At 32.9% G+C, this 16,648-nt stretch carries 13 protein-coding genes; 5 read left to right on the top strand and 8 right to left on the bottom strand.

The window, feature by feature from the left end:
- The first annotated feature begins 304 nt into the window (after positions 1-304).
- The 5 genes from V8G61_RS04605 to V8G61_RS04585 all read left to right on the top strand — a co-directional run bounded on the left by V8G61_RS04605 (position 305) and on the right by V8G61_RS04585 (position 7,798).
- Positions 305-1,024, top strand: a complete 720-nt coding sequence (locus V8G61_RS04605; RefSeq protein WP_394874278.1) for a hypothetical protein — start codon at positions 305-307, stop codon at positions 1,022-1,024.
- A gap of 169 nt (positions 1,025-1,193) precedes the next feature.
- Complete coding sequence (locus tag V8G61_RS04600; protein WP_394874276.1) at positions 1,194-4,676, top strand: SMEK domain-containing protein; 3,483 nt, start codon at positions 1,194-1,196, stop codon at positions 4,674-4,676.
- Positions 4,677-4,942: 266 nt separating this feature from the next.
- Complete coding sequence (locus V8G61_RS04595) at positions 4,943-5,632, top strand: alpha/beta hydrolase (RefSeq protein WP_394874275.1); 690 nt, start codon at positions 4,943-4,945, stop codon at positions 5,630-5,632.
- A gap of 172 nt (positions 5,633-5,804) precedes the next feature.
- The gene (locus tag V8G61_RS04590; protein WP_394874274.1) at positions 5,805-6,743 is read left to right on the top strand and encodes a hypothetical protein; all 939 of its coding nucleotides are present in this window, start codon (positions 5,805-5,807) and stop codon (positions 6,741-6,743) included.
- Between the two features lie 149 nt (positions 6,744-6,892).
- Entirely contained in the window at positions 6,893-7,798 is a 906-nt protein-coding gene (locus tag V8G61_RS04585) for a hypothetical protein (protein WP_394874273.1), read from the top strand.
- Positions 7,799-8,040: 242 nt separating this feature from the next.
- Here the strand turns inward: V8G61_RS04585 and V8G61_RS04580 are convergent, their stop codons facing one another.
- The 8 genes from V8G61_RS04580 to V8G61_RS04545 all read right to left on the bottom strand — a co-directional run bounded on the left by V8G61_RS04580 (position 8,041) and on the right by V8G61_RS04545 (position 16,648).
- The gene (locus tag V8G61_RS04580) at positions 8,041-8,370 is read right to left on the bottom strand and encodes an L-rhamnose mutarotase (protein ID WP_394874272.1); all 330 of its coding nucleotides are present in this window, start codon (positions 8,368-8,370) and stop codon (positions 8,041-8,043) included.
- A 2-nt stretch (positions 8,371-8,372) separates the two neighbouring features.
- Positions 8,373-9,707, bottom strand: coding sequence for an L-fucose:H+ symporter permease (gene fucP, locus V8G61_RS04575; RefSeq protein ID WP_394874270.1), 1,335 nt, complete (start codon positions 9,705-9,707; stop codon positions 8,373-8,375).
- 32 nt (positions 9,708-9,739) lie between these two features.
- On the bottom strand, positions 9,740-10,522 hold the full coding sequence (locus V8G61_RS04570; RefSeq protein WP_394874269.1) for an SDR family oxidoreductase: 783 nt from the start codon (positions 10,520-10,522) through the stop codon (positions 9,740-9,742).
- Between the two features lie 161 nt (positions 10,523-10,683).
- Entirely contained in the window at positions 10,684-13,080 is a 2,397-nt protein-coding gene (locus tag V8G61_RS04565; protein WP_394874268.1) for a glycosyl hydrolase family 95 catalytic domain-containing protein, read from the bottom strand.
- Positions 13,081-13,119: 39 nt separating this feature from the next.
- A complete protein-coding gene (locus V8G61_RS04560; RefSeq protein ID WP_394874267.1) occupies positions 13,120-13,377 on the bottom strand; it encodes a hypothetical protein in 258 nt (85 codons plus the stop codon).
- Between the two features lie 12 nt (positions 13,378-13,389).
- A complete protein-coding gene (locus V8G61_RS04555) occupies positions 13,390-14,223 on the bottom strand; it encodes an amidohydrolase family protein (RefSeq protein ID WP_394874265.1) in 834 nt (277 codons plus the stop codon).
- 3 nt (positions 14,224-14,226) lie between these two features.
- A complete protein-coding gene (locus V8G61_RS04550; RefSeq protein WP_394874264.1) occupies positions 14,227-15,777 on the bottom strand; it encodes a sulfatase-like hydrolase/transferase in 1,551 nt (516 codons plus the stop codon).
- 13 nt (positions 15,778-15,790) lie between these two features.
- Positions 15,791-16,648 carry a fumarylacetoacetate hydrolase family protein gene (locus tag V8G61_RS04545; RefSeq protein ID WP_394874263.1) on the bottom strand — a complete coding sequence of 286 codons (858 nt, stop codon included), beginning with the start codon at positions 16,646-16,648 and terminating at the stop codon, positions 15,791-15,793.

Here is a 16,648-nt window from a genome sequence, read left to right as displayed (position 1 = left end):
ATAAACTTATTGAAGCTAAGACTAAACGAATCTGCTCGGAGCTAATAAAAACGGTTTCACGGCCAGAATTATCATTAGAATAATAGTGAAAAATAGACCAAACCGATACACCAATAATTGTGGATTTATCAGATTGTTGTGAACCAAAAAAAATAAATAAAAACGCTCGCTAACAATGGCTATAAGTAATTGCTTGTTCTCGCCTACTTCTGAAAATCCTCGCGGATTTTCAGCTTTTTGTATACTTGTAATGTTAAATACTAAAACACGCAACTACTCATAGCCGAGACCGTTGGCCCACATAATGACTGAAAAGGAAATAACAGAAAAATCTGTTTTTGAAAAATTCAAAAAATCATATGTTAATTTTCCTTCTGGCGAAATTGAACATATTGATAAACCTGATTTCATAATTCATAGTAAGGAAAAAATTGGAATAGAAATTACTCAAATATTTAAAGACGACTTTAAATCTGAAAAAGGTTCAGTTTTAAAATCATTTGAAGAAACAACAAAAAGGGTCTCTAGAGAGCTCTTAAATTTGCTAATCGAAAAACAGATTCCTAAATGTTGTATTAACATTCATTTGAATGTAAAAGAATTTCCAATTAAAAAAAGTCCCAAAGAAATTGCAAAAATTTTTCTCACTGATATTTTAAAAAATATAATATTAGACAATAAAAATTATATCTTAGAAATCACTAACAATGGACATCTCCCGAATGTAATTGACTCTTATGATATTATATTTAATGAAAAAATAAAAAGTCATGAATACATAGAATCTTATTCTGCCATTGGAGGTATAATTGATAATTTAAAAATTCAAAATATACTAGATAAAAAAGAAGATTCTAAAAAAAGTTTTAGTAAATGTGATAAATTTTGGCTAGTCATAAAATCAGGTGAATTATCATCGGACTATTTCCCAACTATCCAAATTGATAAAGAAAAATTAAATACAACATTTGATAAGATTTTCATTTTGAAATTCTTAGAAAACGAAATTATTGAAATAAAATAATAACGTGGGCTAACACTATGTATAGTTCATTGCTTAGGTTCTCGCTTTTCGGAAAATCCTGCGGATTTTCCTACGGTTCGTTTTTATTTGCTAAATTGGTTACCTAAAATCGCAACAAACCATACACGAAACGTTACCTGCAAGCTGAAAAAACCAACAGCATAATAAAATGATAGACACCTCAATTGAACATAATCTTCGTGAATACGTCAGGAAAATTGATGACGAAGGAGTATTCAATAAGCAGGATGAAAAGTTAAAGGCAGAAGACTTTTTTATGCGTCTTTTTGAATTGATTTATGGTTATAAGAGCTTAACGAACCTAAACTATACAGAAAGAAATACACCAGGAATTGACTTATACGATTTTCAAAAAGGAATCGCCATTCAAATTACAGCTATCCAAAGTGCTGAAAGAAAAAAAATAGAAAACGATACAGTTGACAACATAATAAAACACCATAGTTCAAAAAAAATCAATGAAATCATTTGCTTCTTCATAAGGGACAATAAAGCCCTAAAAGATATTAGCGAAGAAGAATTGAGAGAGAAATATGGTAAAAAAATCACTTTAAAGACGACAACAGAACTAATTGGCGACTTCCAAAAAATAACTTCTCCAGAAAAAAGACTGAGAATTGAAGAAATTGTAAGACAAGAACTTTCTCCCCAATTTAGCGGAATAAGCTCTGTTTATCATTTTGTCGAATTCAGTAACAGAATAAAAACTCAGGAATATATCACTCCTGATGAATCTATATATTTTTCGTTTTTTGAGAAGAAGAAGATTAAACAAATAGCTTCACTCTTCAATAAAAACAAAACAAAGGAGTACGCAATACTTGGAAATCCGTGTAGTGGTAAAACAACATTTGCAGAAGCTATCTACAAGAACTTTATTCCTCACTTTCGAAATAGGACATTTTACCTTGACCTTTCAGACCCAGATATCAGCGGAAATGATACACTAAAAGAAATAGAGAAGTTATCTTTTTATCGTTCCACATTGATAATCGATAACATTCACGATAACGTAAATTTATTTATCAAAATTCGTCAAAGAATCAAATCATTTGAATGGATTAAAACCATATACCTATCAAGATATTACAACTCCTTTCGAGAAGAAGACAAAGACTCAATTCTAAACGTTTTTAAAGACATTAAACAATTTAGATATAACCCAAACCTTGATTTTGAAAACAAAGTTTCAGGAATTATAGATAACAGGATTTATCATTTAAAAAATGATTTTCCAGATTTCAATTGGTACAAAGGAGATTTTAAGATAATCTTAAAAAACACGGATAGTAATTTATTAAAACTAAATATCGCTCTTGAAACTTGGATTTCATCAACTAAAAAAGGTAACTCATTAAAATTTGACCAAGTTAATAATGACAGAATTTATGAGCATTTCTATAAACATCACGGCTTAAAACAATTTGACGAAGAACTATTATTTCTATACTCCTATCTTTTCAGTTATGACATTTCATTCTTAAGAATGAAATCTAAGAATGAAGAATTCGGAAAATTAAAGGAAAAAGGAATTGTATTAAACTACTCAACTAGTGATTACTATTATTTTCCTCACAAAGATTATGCTTACCTAATAAACCAAACCTTAATTAAAGAAAAAGGATTAGGTACAGACCATTTAATAGAATTACTCAACAACTACATTGATAATTACAGAACTGAATCAGAACTAAATATTACGGAGTTAATAGTCAAATTATCTATTTCAGAACAATTTGAAATTACCAGACAGTTACTGAATAATGCAAAGGTACTTGACCTATTTTCGGATAAATTCAAAAGTAATATTCGCCCGTATGAAGTGTTTCAATTACAAAAAATATTTTTTCAGTCATTTGATTATTTGAACAGCGAAAATCAATTATTGTATTATAACCTCTTTATAGAATACTATTTGAATAATAAGCTTGAGCTATACATCTATAAAGATTATTCCGTGTATAGTAATTTGCTTCAAATTGCTAATCAATTAAATTTAGAGCTAGGAGACATCATAAAAACACTCCGAATTAATGAGCAGGCCAATACTAATTCCATTACAGAATTAACAATGAGAATTAGTAAAAAGAAAGCCACACCAGAAACGGTTAGTAGAATTTTAAATTCATTTGATTTCTCCGAGTGGTTAACAATGATTGAAAAATTGCCCACTCTTTCAAGAATCACAAATTCACTGTCAGAATTAAATACTTCTCCTCTATCTAAGAAATTATTGTTCGGGATAATAAAGAATCTGAACATAGATCAACTTGCTCGAAAAAGTAAAAACCTAAAAGCTGTTCAAATTGGAAAATCAATAAGAGAACTAGAAAAAATTGATATATCTCTAGGAACAAATATTGCTAAAAATCTACTTAATAAATTATCGAGTGGCTTAAACCTATCGCAATCGAATCTATCAGATTTTGCAAAGAGCTTATCAGATTTGTCGTCAATTGCACCTGATTTGATTATAATAGAACTTGAAAAAAGTTTTGAAAATAGAACATTGCACAAACTACTTGAAAATGAAGATAGTTTAAGTAATATCTCGGCTCGAATACTAGAGTTAAATACCATAATCAAGGATAACAAAGAGCCTTTTTTAAAGATAACAAATGAATTTTTGGCTTCTGAAAAATTCAAGACTTTAATCCAAAATGAAAGTAACATTAATAGCCTGCTAATATTCTTTGAAATAGTCAAAAAAGAACAAATTCAAATTGCTCAAGATATATCCAATGAACTTTTGAGTATTACAAAGCAACAGGTTTTAAACTGTGATTTCGATATTACGGTTTTATCTAACCCCAAAGCCCTGAATCTGCCTGAACTCAAGAGTAAAATCAAAAATGAAATATCAGCTGAACTTCTAAATAAGGTTATCAATGGTTCAAAATTTACTGTCATTGAATCACTATTTCTTGTTTTAACTAGAGTAGATAAAGAAAAAACGGTAAATGCATTAAATAAGTCAGATATTAATATCTTTTGTACATCAATGTGTCATAAGGAGCTTAATATCAGTCAATCTACCGAAGTTCTAAATAAAACAAAGAACAAAACCTTTGTTAGTGATAGCTTGAATGCAAATAAGTTTTGTGCTAATCTTTTAGACAATTATTTAACAGTACAACGTGCAGACATATACCAATACAATAGATTGAACTTTGGGGATTTTCTAAAAGCTTTTGACTTTTCATTAAAAATTGATTTTGATACAGCCATAAAGCATTTTGAAAGTGACTTTCTCAAAAAATTAAAAGTATCGAATAACAAGAATTTGACTATTTCTTCTCTATTTCAATCTCTGCGGAGAATAGAAGAATTAACAGAAAGTAAATACAAAACGGAAATTAGTGAGTTCTTGAAGCTGTATAAGCCAAAGTTCTTAAACGGTATAAAGAATGAAAACTTAGCCAAAACAACGTCAGGACTAGTTGAATTAAACAAATGTGACTTAAAGGATTATGCAGATGAGTTGCTTTATGATGCCAGAAATGTTGTTTTAAATAAAATAAGGCAATTGAATGGAGATAAAATATTGAAGGCAAAAATATTTCCCGACATTGAAAAGATTGCGATTGGAAAAGCGAAAATAATATTGACCGAAATAAAAGCCAGCAGGTAACAATGTATATAAAAAATAGGCGGAATAGTAGTAAAATCAAGGAGTTTCGCTCGTATCGAACTTTGTGCTTAGCCGAAAGTTTCGTGCTTCGAAATCGCCTACTTTTCATATACTAAACGTTGGCAAACATTAGAACCCAAGAGTTGAATTTTAATAACTGCATAATGACACGACTAAAACCAGCATTTTATTTATTAATTCTATCATTTTTATCCGTAGTCAACTTTGCACAAGCACAAAATGACTCAATTAAAGACCCTTCAACTGTGTGGAGTAAAATAGAGGCTTACACACCTACTAAAATAGCCCTTCCAGACAACTACGATTCTACTAAAAAGTATACTCTTATTATTGGACTTCATGGTTATGGTAGTACTGCAGAAAGTTTCTTAGGACTGAGCAAACCCTTCACTAATGCTGGATTTATTTTCGCAGCTCCGGAAGCTCCTTACCCAGTACTTCTTGATAATGGAAAACTCGTTTATGAGTGGTTCCTATATGATATTTCATCCTTTATTATGCTTGAAAGACCTGCCTCTGATTTAGAAAAGATTGCTATGCGTACGACCACGGAAAATCAGATGGGACAAGTCATTAGTGATTTAAAAAACAAGTATATGATAGACAAAATCTTCTTTACAGGCTTCTCTCAAGGTGGAATTATCACCTATTTGACAGGCATCCATCATCACGATAAAATTGATGGTATGATTATTTTTAGTTCGGTGGTAGATGAAGATTGGTTGGGAAATGACAACATCGAGGATGGGAAAGATGTCAGAACATTAATCATCCAGGGAGAACAGGACAAGTTGGTGCCAATAGAATTAGCCGAAAATGGTCGTGATCTATTGATTGAAAACGGATATAATGTAACCTATAAAAAGTTTGAGGGAAGGCACACCGTACCAATGCATCTTATGGACTTTGTAATTGATTGGATTAACAAAAAATGAAAAGTAATAACGTTTGCCAACAATGTATAACCACAATTATGGCGGATTCGACTACGTCCGAATCCACTCGAAATTGCTAAAGTCTGTATCAAACCGAAAATTAACGCATATTAACCCGTAACTGACAGTTATACGAGTCCGTTGGCAAACATTAGAGCAAAACCCTGAATAAATGATAGAATATGAATATGATATAGCTTTTTCTTTTCTTCAACAAGACGAAGAATTAGCAATAACGCTATATGATTTACTAAAAGAACGTCAAAAGTGTTTCATTTATACAGAAAGTCAAAAAAAACTAGCTGGAACAGATGGAGAAGAAGCATTTAATCGTGTTTTTTCAGTAGAATCTAGAATTGTGGTAATTCTATATAGAAATGAATGGGGAACTTCAAAATGGACACGAATTGAGGAAACTGCAATTAGAAATAGAGGTTTTGAGGAAGGTTACGATTTCACAATCTTAATACCATTGGAAAATAGTGTTGAACCGCCAAAATGGTTACCTAAAAACAGGTTGTGGATAGGATTAAAAAGATGGGGAATTGAAAGTGCTGCTTCAGTAATAGAAGCAAGAGCACAAGAAATGGGAAGTTCTATAAAATCTTCTAATTTGGCTGATAAAATTTCCGTTTTCGAAAATGAGGTTTTAAAGGAAGAGAAAACAAAACGATTATTAGAGAGTCAGGAAGGTCGGACAATTGCCTCGACAGAATTTGAAGAAATTATTAGTGTTTTCAGAAAACTGACAGACGAAATATTATCAAAAACTGAAAATTGGAATTTGATTCTTCGTGAAAATAGACAGAATGGAATGGACATTTTAAGTTATGGCTATCAGCTTTCTATTCAATTTTATCCAAATCAATTTAAACCTTACCTTTTTATAGCACTATTTAAAGGATATTTTAATGCAAATGGACAAGCGGACTCGTTTAATCCACCACAAAGAATTTCAGATAAACGTTATAATGTTAACATAAATAAATTTGACCAAAAAGGTTGGTCGAATCAAGAGGGAAAACAAAATTTCCAACCATCATATAAATTGAGTGAATATTGGATTGATGAATTAACAAAATATGCTATGAAAAGCCGGACGAAAAAATAACGATTTGCCAACACCGTGTGTAATTAATTGCTTTGGCAAGTGCTTATTAAGAAAATTCCTTCGGAATTTTATCGCGTTCGTTTTTGTTTACTAAATTAGTTGCTGAAACACGCAACTAGCCATACACAAACACGTTGCCAGTAATTTGAATGAACCGAACGATATTAATCATATTTGTCTTTTTCTCAACTAATTTATTCAGTCAAGAATTAACTGAAAAAGTTGGAGAAATTGAAGTACAATTAATTTATCATTACTTCAAGAGGGATTCAGACAGCAAACCAACCCAGAAAAAAACGAATAGAAAAAATAGACCTCACGAAATATTATATTTTGATTCAAACGGGACTCTTTTAAAGAAAATCGGTTACGGAAAACAACATAATTCTGACTTAAAACTAATAGATTATATTGAAATTTATAGTTATGACGATAATAAATTAACTCGATCGATTAAATACGAATCTGATTATCAAAAACATATTTATCCTTATTTAAAAACGGAATTTATTTACAATGAAAAAGGGCAACTAATTGACGATTCAATTTTCCTTTATCATACAGGTTCTCTTTTTCAAAAGACAACATACGAATATGACTTAAACTCAAATAAAACTAAATCAATGTTCAATTCAACTTATTTTTATCAAAGAGAATTTGACTCAATAAATAGATTAACTTCTCTAAAACAGATTTATGATAGCAAGTTAAGATGGGAATGGAATTACACATATTCTGACAATCAACGAATTGGAATTTTCCAAACTCACTATGACGACGGAAAAGATTACTCTCAAAAAGAAATTCAGACTTTTAATGAAATTGGATTTCTAATTGAAACAGAGGTAAAGCATATTTCAAAAAGCGAACTTAACCAAAAAGTGAAATTTTTCTATTCCAAAAATGGAATAATATCCAAAATTGAGCAATATGAAACATCCGGAATTGATGATGTATATGAATTTGTTTCTTTTACCCAAATTGAAGTTAATTCAAAATCAAAAATTAATTCTATAATTGCGGAAAAGATAAACGACGAAATTGGAACTGAATAAAAACTACTGCCAACAAAGAACTGAGTGATCCCCCGTCCTGAATAATTCTTGCATCACATATTGTATTTCTTTCCTTCCAATGTTTTGGACAACACTATTCTGAAGACGCAATTGACAGAAATGGATTTGATTCGGTTTTTCAAGATCTTGATTCAGGAATTTTTAGTAGAACTGTAACCGGATGGCTATTTGGTATTAAAATTAGGTTTCATATTTTTTTATGTTTTATGGCGTAATACGGTTTACAACTTAAAAATGCACTCCATTAATTTCCATTTTTCTCCTGGCTTTGATTTTGGTAATGCTTGTTGATAATTCCACATTAGAGTTTCCCATTTTTGAACAATCTCATTTTTAGAGTCCATGTGTGATTTTTTCAGTAAAGAGAAACTTTCGTTGCCTTCAATTATCATAAACAATCTATTCTGAATCAAATAGATTTCGGAATTTAAAATTCCGGAAGCCTTCATGCTTTCAAGAATTTCCGGCCAAACTGCTTTATGATAATTCACATATTCTCTTATGAGTTTATGATCATTTTTAAGGTCTAATGCGAAACAATATCGTACCACTACTAACTTATTTTTTCAAGGGTATCGTTTTTCATTTCTTCTCGTCTAAAAATCATGAATCCGTACCAAGCAATATAAATGAAGCATAACATTGGGAGTATAAACGAAAAATTAACTTCAGAGACACCCATGATTTGAGTATCCGACACTCCGTTGCCTCCAAAATCAATTATGATACCTTGTAATTTAGGCATCAAAGCCCCCCCTACAATGGCCATAACTAAACCGGCTGAACCTAGTTTTGATTGTTCTTCGGTTAAATCTCCCAAGGCTATTCCATAAATTGTGGGAAACATTAAAGACATACAAAATGAAACTCCAACTAAAGATAATAACCCAAAAAAACCTTGAATATAAATAGTTCCTAATGTGAAGGTTACAGCTAAAAGTGCAAAAGAGGCCAATAATTTTCCTGAACTCATATATCTGAGCAAATAAGTCCCTATAGCTCTTCCAAAGGTAAAAAGTATAAACGCTATCATTTGGTAATAACCTGCTGTAACGCTATCCATACCAATACCTTCAGCATACTGATAAATATACGTCCAACACATTATTTGCGCACCAACATATAGAATTTGAGCAAGTACCCCTAAATAATACTTTTTATTCTTAGCTAATTCTAAAAAAGTCTCCTTTAAACTAGGCATTCCATTTTCGTCCTTGGATTGAGGCATTTTTGTTACCAGAAATAATACAAAAACACAAGAGATTATTAATCCTAGGACAACATATGGGTCACGGATAACCATCAAATCAGAGGTTCTAATGAGTACCTTGGAAGCTTCATCTAAAACACTATAATTTTCAATGTCATCTGATTTAAGATTTTTTAAAACAAACTGTTGTGCCACAAATAATCCTAGTATCAATCCAATAGGATTAAAAGCTTGAGCCAGATTTAACCGTTGTGTAGCGGTATCTTTACTACCCATAGATAATATATATGGATTCGCTGCGGTTTCTAAAAAAGCCAAACCAAAAGTTAAAATGTACAAGCCCAAGCAAAAAAACCAGAATTTTTCAGTTATCGCGGCAGGATAAAACAATAAGGCTCCAATAGCGTACAATCCTAAACCAATGAGAATGCCAACCTTGTAGGAGTATTTACGCATAAATAACGCGGCAGGTAAAGCCATACAAAAATAACCACCATAAAATGCCATTTGTACCCAGGCTGCTTGTGAATTAGATAGTTCTAAAATTTTTTTAAAAGCTTGTACCATGGGATCGGTGACAGCATTGGCGAAACCCCAAAATGCAAACAAAGAGGTTACTAAAATAAAAGGCACCAATATTTGTTTTGAGACCACCGGAGACTTATGAATATTCTTCATTTTAATTTCTATATTTCAGTTAATATTTTTAGTTATTTTATGGCGCGATCTAAATGCGTATAACCGCCATCAACATAGATAAGTTGGCCCGTAGTATGGCTGGATTTATCGGATAATAAAAAAGCTACCATATCTCCAATTTCCTCAACTGTGGTCATTCGTTTTTCCAATGGAATATTCTTGGTTATTGAAGCTAATTTTTCCTCCTTATTCGGAAAGGAACTTATCCACTTTTCATACAAAGGTGTATAACATTCAGCTACGATTAAGGCGTTTACCCGAATGCCATAAGACAACAATTCTACCGCCCATTCACGGGTTAAAGCATTTCTTCCTCCATTTGATGCCGCATAACCTGAAGTCCCTCCCTGACCTGTATCGGCTGTTTTAGAACCAATATTTACAATTGCACCTTTACTCTTTTTAAGTTCAGGAATCGCATAATGGGCCATTAAATAATAGTGTACTAAATTTCGCTTTAAAGACCTCATAAACCCTTCATAATCTCCGGTTTCCAATCCTACACTATCATTAACACCGGCATTGTTCACCAATCCGTCTATTTTTCCGAATTTGTCAATAATCTCCTTAATTGCATTTTCACATTGCCGCGGATCTGTAAGCTCTGCTAGGGCATAAAATATATCCAAACCTCGTTTTTTAAAAGAAACCAAAACCTCATCAACACTCGGTTTATTTCTAGTAATAATTACAGGAATGGCCTTTTCTCGAATTAAAGACTCTACAATCCCTAAACCAATACCTTTAGAACCTCCAGTTACTATAATGACTTTATTCTTTAAGTTTAAATCCATTAATTTAGTTTATACATTTTAACTGCATTATCACCCATTATTTTATTTTAATCCAAAAGACTTTGCCCTTAATGCAGTATATTTTAAACATGGTTATTCGCTTTTTTTCTTTCAATTATATTTATGTAATTGCAAACCAATTAAACACCTAACACGATGGTTTATAATATTTTATATTCTTCTCCCTTTTTGGTGTTGAAGCTAATTATGTTTCCAGATTCCCTTTGATATAAAATTTTATTTCCCGATTGATCTCTTATAATAAAATCAACCATACGATCACATTTTATTCGGCATTTCCCTCCCTTATTTGATAAAACAGTTAAGGATTTAACACTTCCATTTTCCCAAGATGCAGTAATTTCAAAATTACCTCGAGCCACCAAACCATGAAATTTACCTGTATTCCATTCCTTAGGAAGCGTTGGAAGAACATGAATATAACCTTCATGACTTTGTAAAAGCATTTCAGCCACACCACTAACCAAACCTAAATTTGCATCAATTTGAAAGGGAGGATGTACTGTCCATAAATTTGAAAGTGTATGGTCTTTAATTAATTTTTGAAAAACTTCCAGCGCCTTAGGGGCATCAAATGTTCGCGCTCTTAAATTCAATCGGTGAACCAGAGCCCAACCTGTAGTATTGTTTCCTCTATAATCCAAAACAACCCGAGTAGCTTGCAACCATTCCGGATGGCTAGAATTAATTAAAGTCCCGGGAAACAAAGGGCATAAATGGGATACATGGCGGTGATGAGGATCTCCAATTTCACCGTACTCATTTTCTTCACGGAACTCCTTAATTTGCCCAGAAGCTCCAATTAAAATAGGATCAAGTCGATTTATCTGATCTCGTATAACATCTAAAATTTCATCTTTTGCATTCAGAATTTCAGCCGCTTTTAAAAGATCTTGAAACGTTTCCCAAACAAACCCCTGATCGAAGGTGGTACCTTTTGTAATGTGAAATGGACCTGAGTATTTTCCTTCCTCATTTTTTACTTTAATTTCCGGAGATGCCGACGGCTCTACTAGTAAAAGATTGTTTTTTTCAGGCTTAAGTGTTTTTGAAAGAAACTTACTCATGCCCAACAATGCGGGATATGCAATTTCTCTAAGATATGTTGTGTCTTGAGTAAAAGCGAAATGATCCCAAAATAATTTGGCTGTAAACCCTCCAGTTCCCGGTCCGGAGTGACCTCCCGGTCCCTGTATATTAAATACCGTGGCTCCTGTGCCTATTGCCCAACCATTATCACCATTTTCATTAAGCGCTGAAGGATTATTTTTTTTAATATAATTAGTAGCAAATGATTCAGCCTGTGGCCTGTAAACTTCATAATATTCTGTGTAAGGTATAAAGGTTTCTGCCAAATTGGTGTTGAAAGCACCCCAATAGTTCATTTGCACGTTAATATTGTGCCAATAACCTCCAGACCAGGGTGATATTTTGTACTGGCTCCAAACACCTTGTAGGCCGCTTGGTAATGTCCCCTTTCTGGAACTAGAAATTAATAAATAACGTCCAAATTGAAACATCAATTCCTCCAAATAACGTGAAGACTGACCATTCTTGGCAAGCTCTAACAATTCACGAGTTGGGATTTCGGATACCTCAGGCGATAAGTTTATTTGAGCTCTTGAAAATAGATTTTGATAATCATTAAGGTGGCTTTGCTTTAATTTATCAAATCCTAAAGTAGTCGCTCTATTTATTCGCTTCGAAATTTTGTGATGTGGATAGACATTTGGATCAAGTTTTTTTTCGTTGATTTTTTCTGAAAAGATGTGTTCGCTTAATTCATAATTCGTGCCTGCTGCAATGATTATCACAACCGAATTGGCCTCAACAACACTAATTCCCGCTCTGGCATTATCGTTTATGGCAATCAATTTACCCCCATCAGCTATGACCTTTATTTGGCTCTCATAATTTTGGCTATAATCAGGTATGCTACCGGAAAGCGTAATTAAATCCGTAGTAGCATTGGTTTTCCCATATCTAGTGAATTTTTCATTCTCACTTCTACGATAGGGTACTTCAGCACTAATTGTAAATGATAATCTCCTTTTTTTACTGGAGGTTAGTTTTATAGCAAAAACATTTTCTGGATAATTAGCCAAATATTCTCTGGTGTAATGAACTCCATTAAAATCATAATCTACTTGTAAAATTCCTTCATTTAAATTTAAAGAACGTTTATAGTTTTTAGGATCAAAATGTCCAAAGCTTAAATAAATTTCCTCGAAATTGGTTAATCCTCCCGCGGAATAAGGCCCGAGGTTCGATAATGTTTTCTCAGTCACCTGAATCCTCTCAATATCAGTTCTTCCAAAAACATTTGCCCCCATATAACCATTCCCTATGGGATAGGATTCACTCTCCCAATCAGCATCATATGGGAATCCACGTGCCTTAATTTTAGTAAAATCTGGTCCACGATTCAATGCAGGTTTATTATCCCAAATCCTGTAAACTCGTTGTTCCGAATCAGATTGGGCGTAGGTTTTACAATAAATGATTAATAATAAGGTGATTAAAACTATATTCTTCATTGGTTTTAAAATGAATTTTAAAGATTATTATTATTTAATTTAAACTGAAGCTCTTTTATTTACTAAGGCCGCGATTTTTCTTTTATTTGGTGGTTTTGAACTTTTCTGGTTAGGACATTCAACTAAGGTGTAAAAAACCCACTCTCTGCAACTCTCAATGCTTTTTACAACATTTAAAATATTTTCTCTATCTCTATTAACCATTACGGGAATGGGTTCCTCATTACCAAAGTCATTACATATACCATTTAAAACTCCTTTAATCACAACAATCTTATTATTTAGATTTAAATTCATTGTGTAGTTACTTTAAGGTTCAAGATCATAAATCTTAACTGCATTAGTTCCTAAAATATTTTCAACTTCATTTGTGGAAAAGGATTTAAAAAAATCTGATATGATGTTTAACACCTCTTTGTAGCTTGCTGCGAGCAAACAAACCGGCCAATCTGACCCAAATAATAAACGATCAGTTCCAAAATTGGAAACCATCGTTTTTAGAAACGGTTCAAAGTCTGTTTTTTTCCATTTTAAATCTTTCGTTTCAGTTACTAAACCGGATAATTTACAATACACATTTTTTAAAGCTCCAAGTTTTTCTATGTGGCTCAACCAGCTTGAATCTATCCCTTCAGAAATTTTAGGTTTACCTAAATGGTCTAAAATAAATTTTTGTTTGGGAAAGGTTTTAGCCAGTTCAAGAGCCGCAGGTAATTGATTTGGGACAATTAAAATATCATATGTCAAATTGAAGTTTTGCAATTTACTTATTCCATTCAGAAAGTCCGTTCTAAGCATAAAATTGACATCCGGCTCTGCCTGAACAATATGTCGCAACCCTTTAAAAAATCTGTTTTTTGAATAATATCTTAAACGCTTTTCAACGTTTTCAGATGTTAAATCTACCCAACCAACAACACCTTTGATAAACGAATTTTCTGCAGCACATTGCAATAAAAACTCGGTTTCCCTTTCCGATTGATCAGCCTGAACAGCAATACACCCATTTACATTATTCACTTTTAAAATCGGCTCTAAATCCTTAGGAAGAAAATCCATTTTGATTTTTTCCATAGAATCATTGATCCAGCTATCTCTTACCGGGTCGAATTTCCAAAAATGTTGGTGACTGTCGATGACCATCAGTTAATTTATGTTATTATAGTTTTCCGGATTTATTGTGATATAATCATACAACTCCCCCTCTTTTAAAATCAATTCTTTCATCAATTTATTTTTAATGACATCATAAGACTTATTGGAGGCCAGATTTTGGATTTCCATTGGATCATTCTCCAAATCAAATAGTTGTATTGTTTTAACCTCAGGGTAAACTATTAATTTATATTTATCGGATCTTATCATGCGTTGAAATCCTTTATACGTTCCAAAAATATAATCTTCACCTCCATGGGTATCCCCAAAAAGTAATCCCTTTAGACTTTTAAATTCTACTGTTTCGGGTGTTTTAATTGATGCCAAATCACAGGTTGTTGCGAACATGCTTTGTAAATAAACCTTATTACTTACTTTCTTGCCTTTTTTTAAGCCAGGACCTTTAATTATCAATGGCATTCTCACACTATGGTCGTATTGATTTTGTTTTCCCATTAAACCATGTTGTCCAACTGCCAAACCTTGATCAGAAGACATAATAATATAAGTGTTATCCGCTTTCCCACTGGCTTCTAAAGCTTTTAAAATCCTTCCTATTTCACTATCCAAATAAGAGATTAATGCGTAATATTCGCTTCTATGTAATTGAATATCTTCTTTAGTTCTTGGAAATGGAGCCAAAATCTCGTCTCTTATAAAATGATCACCCTGATCAAAAGGATGCTCATTCATAAAATTCAAGGGTTCCTTAATGGATGAAGGAGGATACTTATCCACAAACTCTTTTGGTGCTTGCCTGGGATCATGAGGGGCATTAAACGACACGTACATGAAAAATGGCTTTTCTAGATTTTTAACGTCATTTTCAATATAATTTATGGCTTTATCAGCATATAATTCATTGGTATGCTGGTGTGCTACATATGGTTTCCCAATCTTTTTTTCTCCGAATTCATCGTAAATTATATCACGTACCATTGGTTTCCAATGGCCTGTAAATCCGACATCCCAGGGTTTCCATTCCAAATCTTGAGCCCCTCTATTGTATCCGGGATCTTTGGAACCATTTTTATCAAGGGTTTCATAAAAACCCAGACCGATGGCTTCAGCTTTATCAAAACCCTTAAGAAGGGCATAATCAGAATTATGCCACTTTCCAGTTAAAAAGGTTTCATAGCCGTTATTAGAAAGAACCTCAGGCCAAAGCGGTACTTCAGTTTCAGTTTTATTATAATTTGGAATATACCCAGAATCTAAATAACTCGCATTTTGGGAGGCTCTGAAAACTGTTTGTCCGGTAATTAACATCGTCCGACTAGCTACACAAACGGCCCCATCCCAAGATCCCTGATTGAAACAGTGGGTAAAGGTAACACCGTCGTTAGTTAGTTTATCCATGTTAGGTGTCTCAATCTCATCATTGTTTAATGCCTGTATGGATGCAAAAGTTTGATCATCCGTGAAAAGAAATAAGAAATTAGGTTTTGGATTATCCACCCGCTCCAAAGTTGATTTTTGAACCTTTCCTTTGCAACCTAATAGACTGACAACCAACAGTCCAAATATTAATACTTTTTTCATTCTGAACTACTTTCTAATCATTAAACGCTTTACAAGTTTGCTTTGAAACTCCCAGACCCTCTATACCCAGTTCTACTACGTCACCAGGTTTTAAATAAGTTTGAGGATTCAGTCCTAATCCCACTCCAAATGGCGTTCCTGTTGAAATTATATCGCCCGGTAATAAGGTCATAAATTGGCTAATATGACTTACAACATTCTGAACATTAAAAATGAAATCAGATGTACTGCTGTTTTGCATAATTTTACCATTCAATTTTAACCATAAATTCAAATTATTTGGATCCTTTATTTCGTCCTTCGTTGCTATAAATGGTCCGATAGGGGCAAAAGTGTCACAACTTTTTCCTTTCACCCATTGCCCAGATCTCTCCAATTGAAAAGCTCTTTCACTAACATCGTTGTGCAGCACATACCCGGCAACGTGGTCTAGAGCATTCGACTCTTCTACATAGGAAGCTTTTTTACCAATTACAATGGCCAATTCAACTTCCCAATCGGTTTTTTTACTTCCTTTTGGAATGATGATATCGTCATAAGGTCCCACAATAGCCGTTGTAGATTTAAAAAACAAAACAGGTTCTTTAGGGATTTCCATCCCACTTTCGGCTGCGTGTTGTGCATAATTTAAACCTACACACACTATTTTGGATGGTCTGGTTAAAGGTGGGCCTAATCGTACCTCATCTCCTACTTCAGGACAGGCACTTTGATTTTCAGACAACCATTGCCCTAGGTTTTCAATACCTCCATGTCCAAAAAAGCCTTCGTCATAATCACTTCCAAACGCTTCTACATTCAATTTTTTTCCGTTGGCCAATTGTACGCCTGGTTTTTCCTTACCAGGTTCTCCGAATCTTATTAATTTCAT

It is taken from the genome of Gaetbulibacter sp. M240 (assembly GCF_043876815.1).
Lineage (GTDB): Bacteria > Bacteroidota > Bacteroidia > Flavobacteriales > Flavobacteriaceae > Gaetbulibacter_A.
The sequence above is the reverse complement of the archived record's forward strand: the minus strand, read 5'-3'. Positions and strand labels throughout refer to the sequence as shown.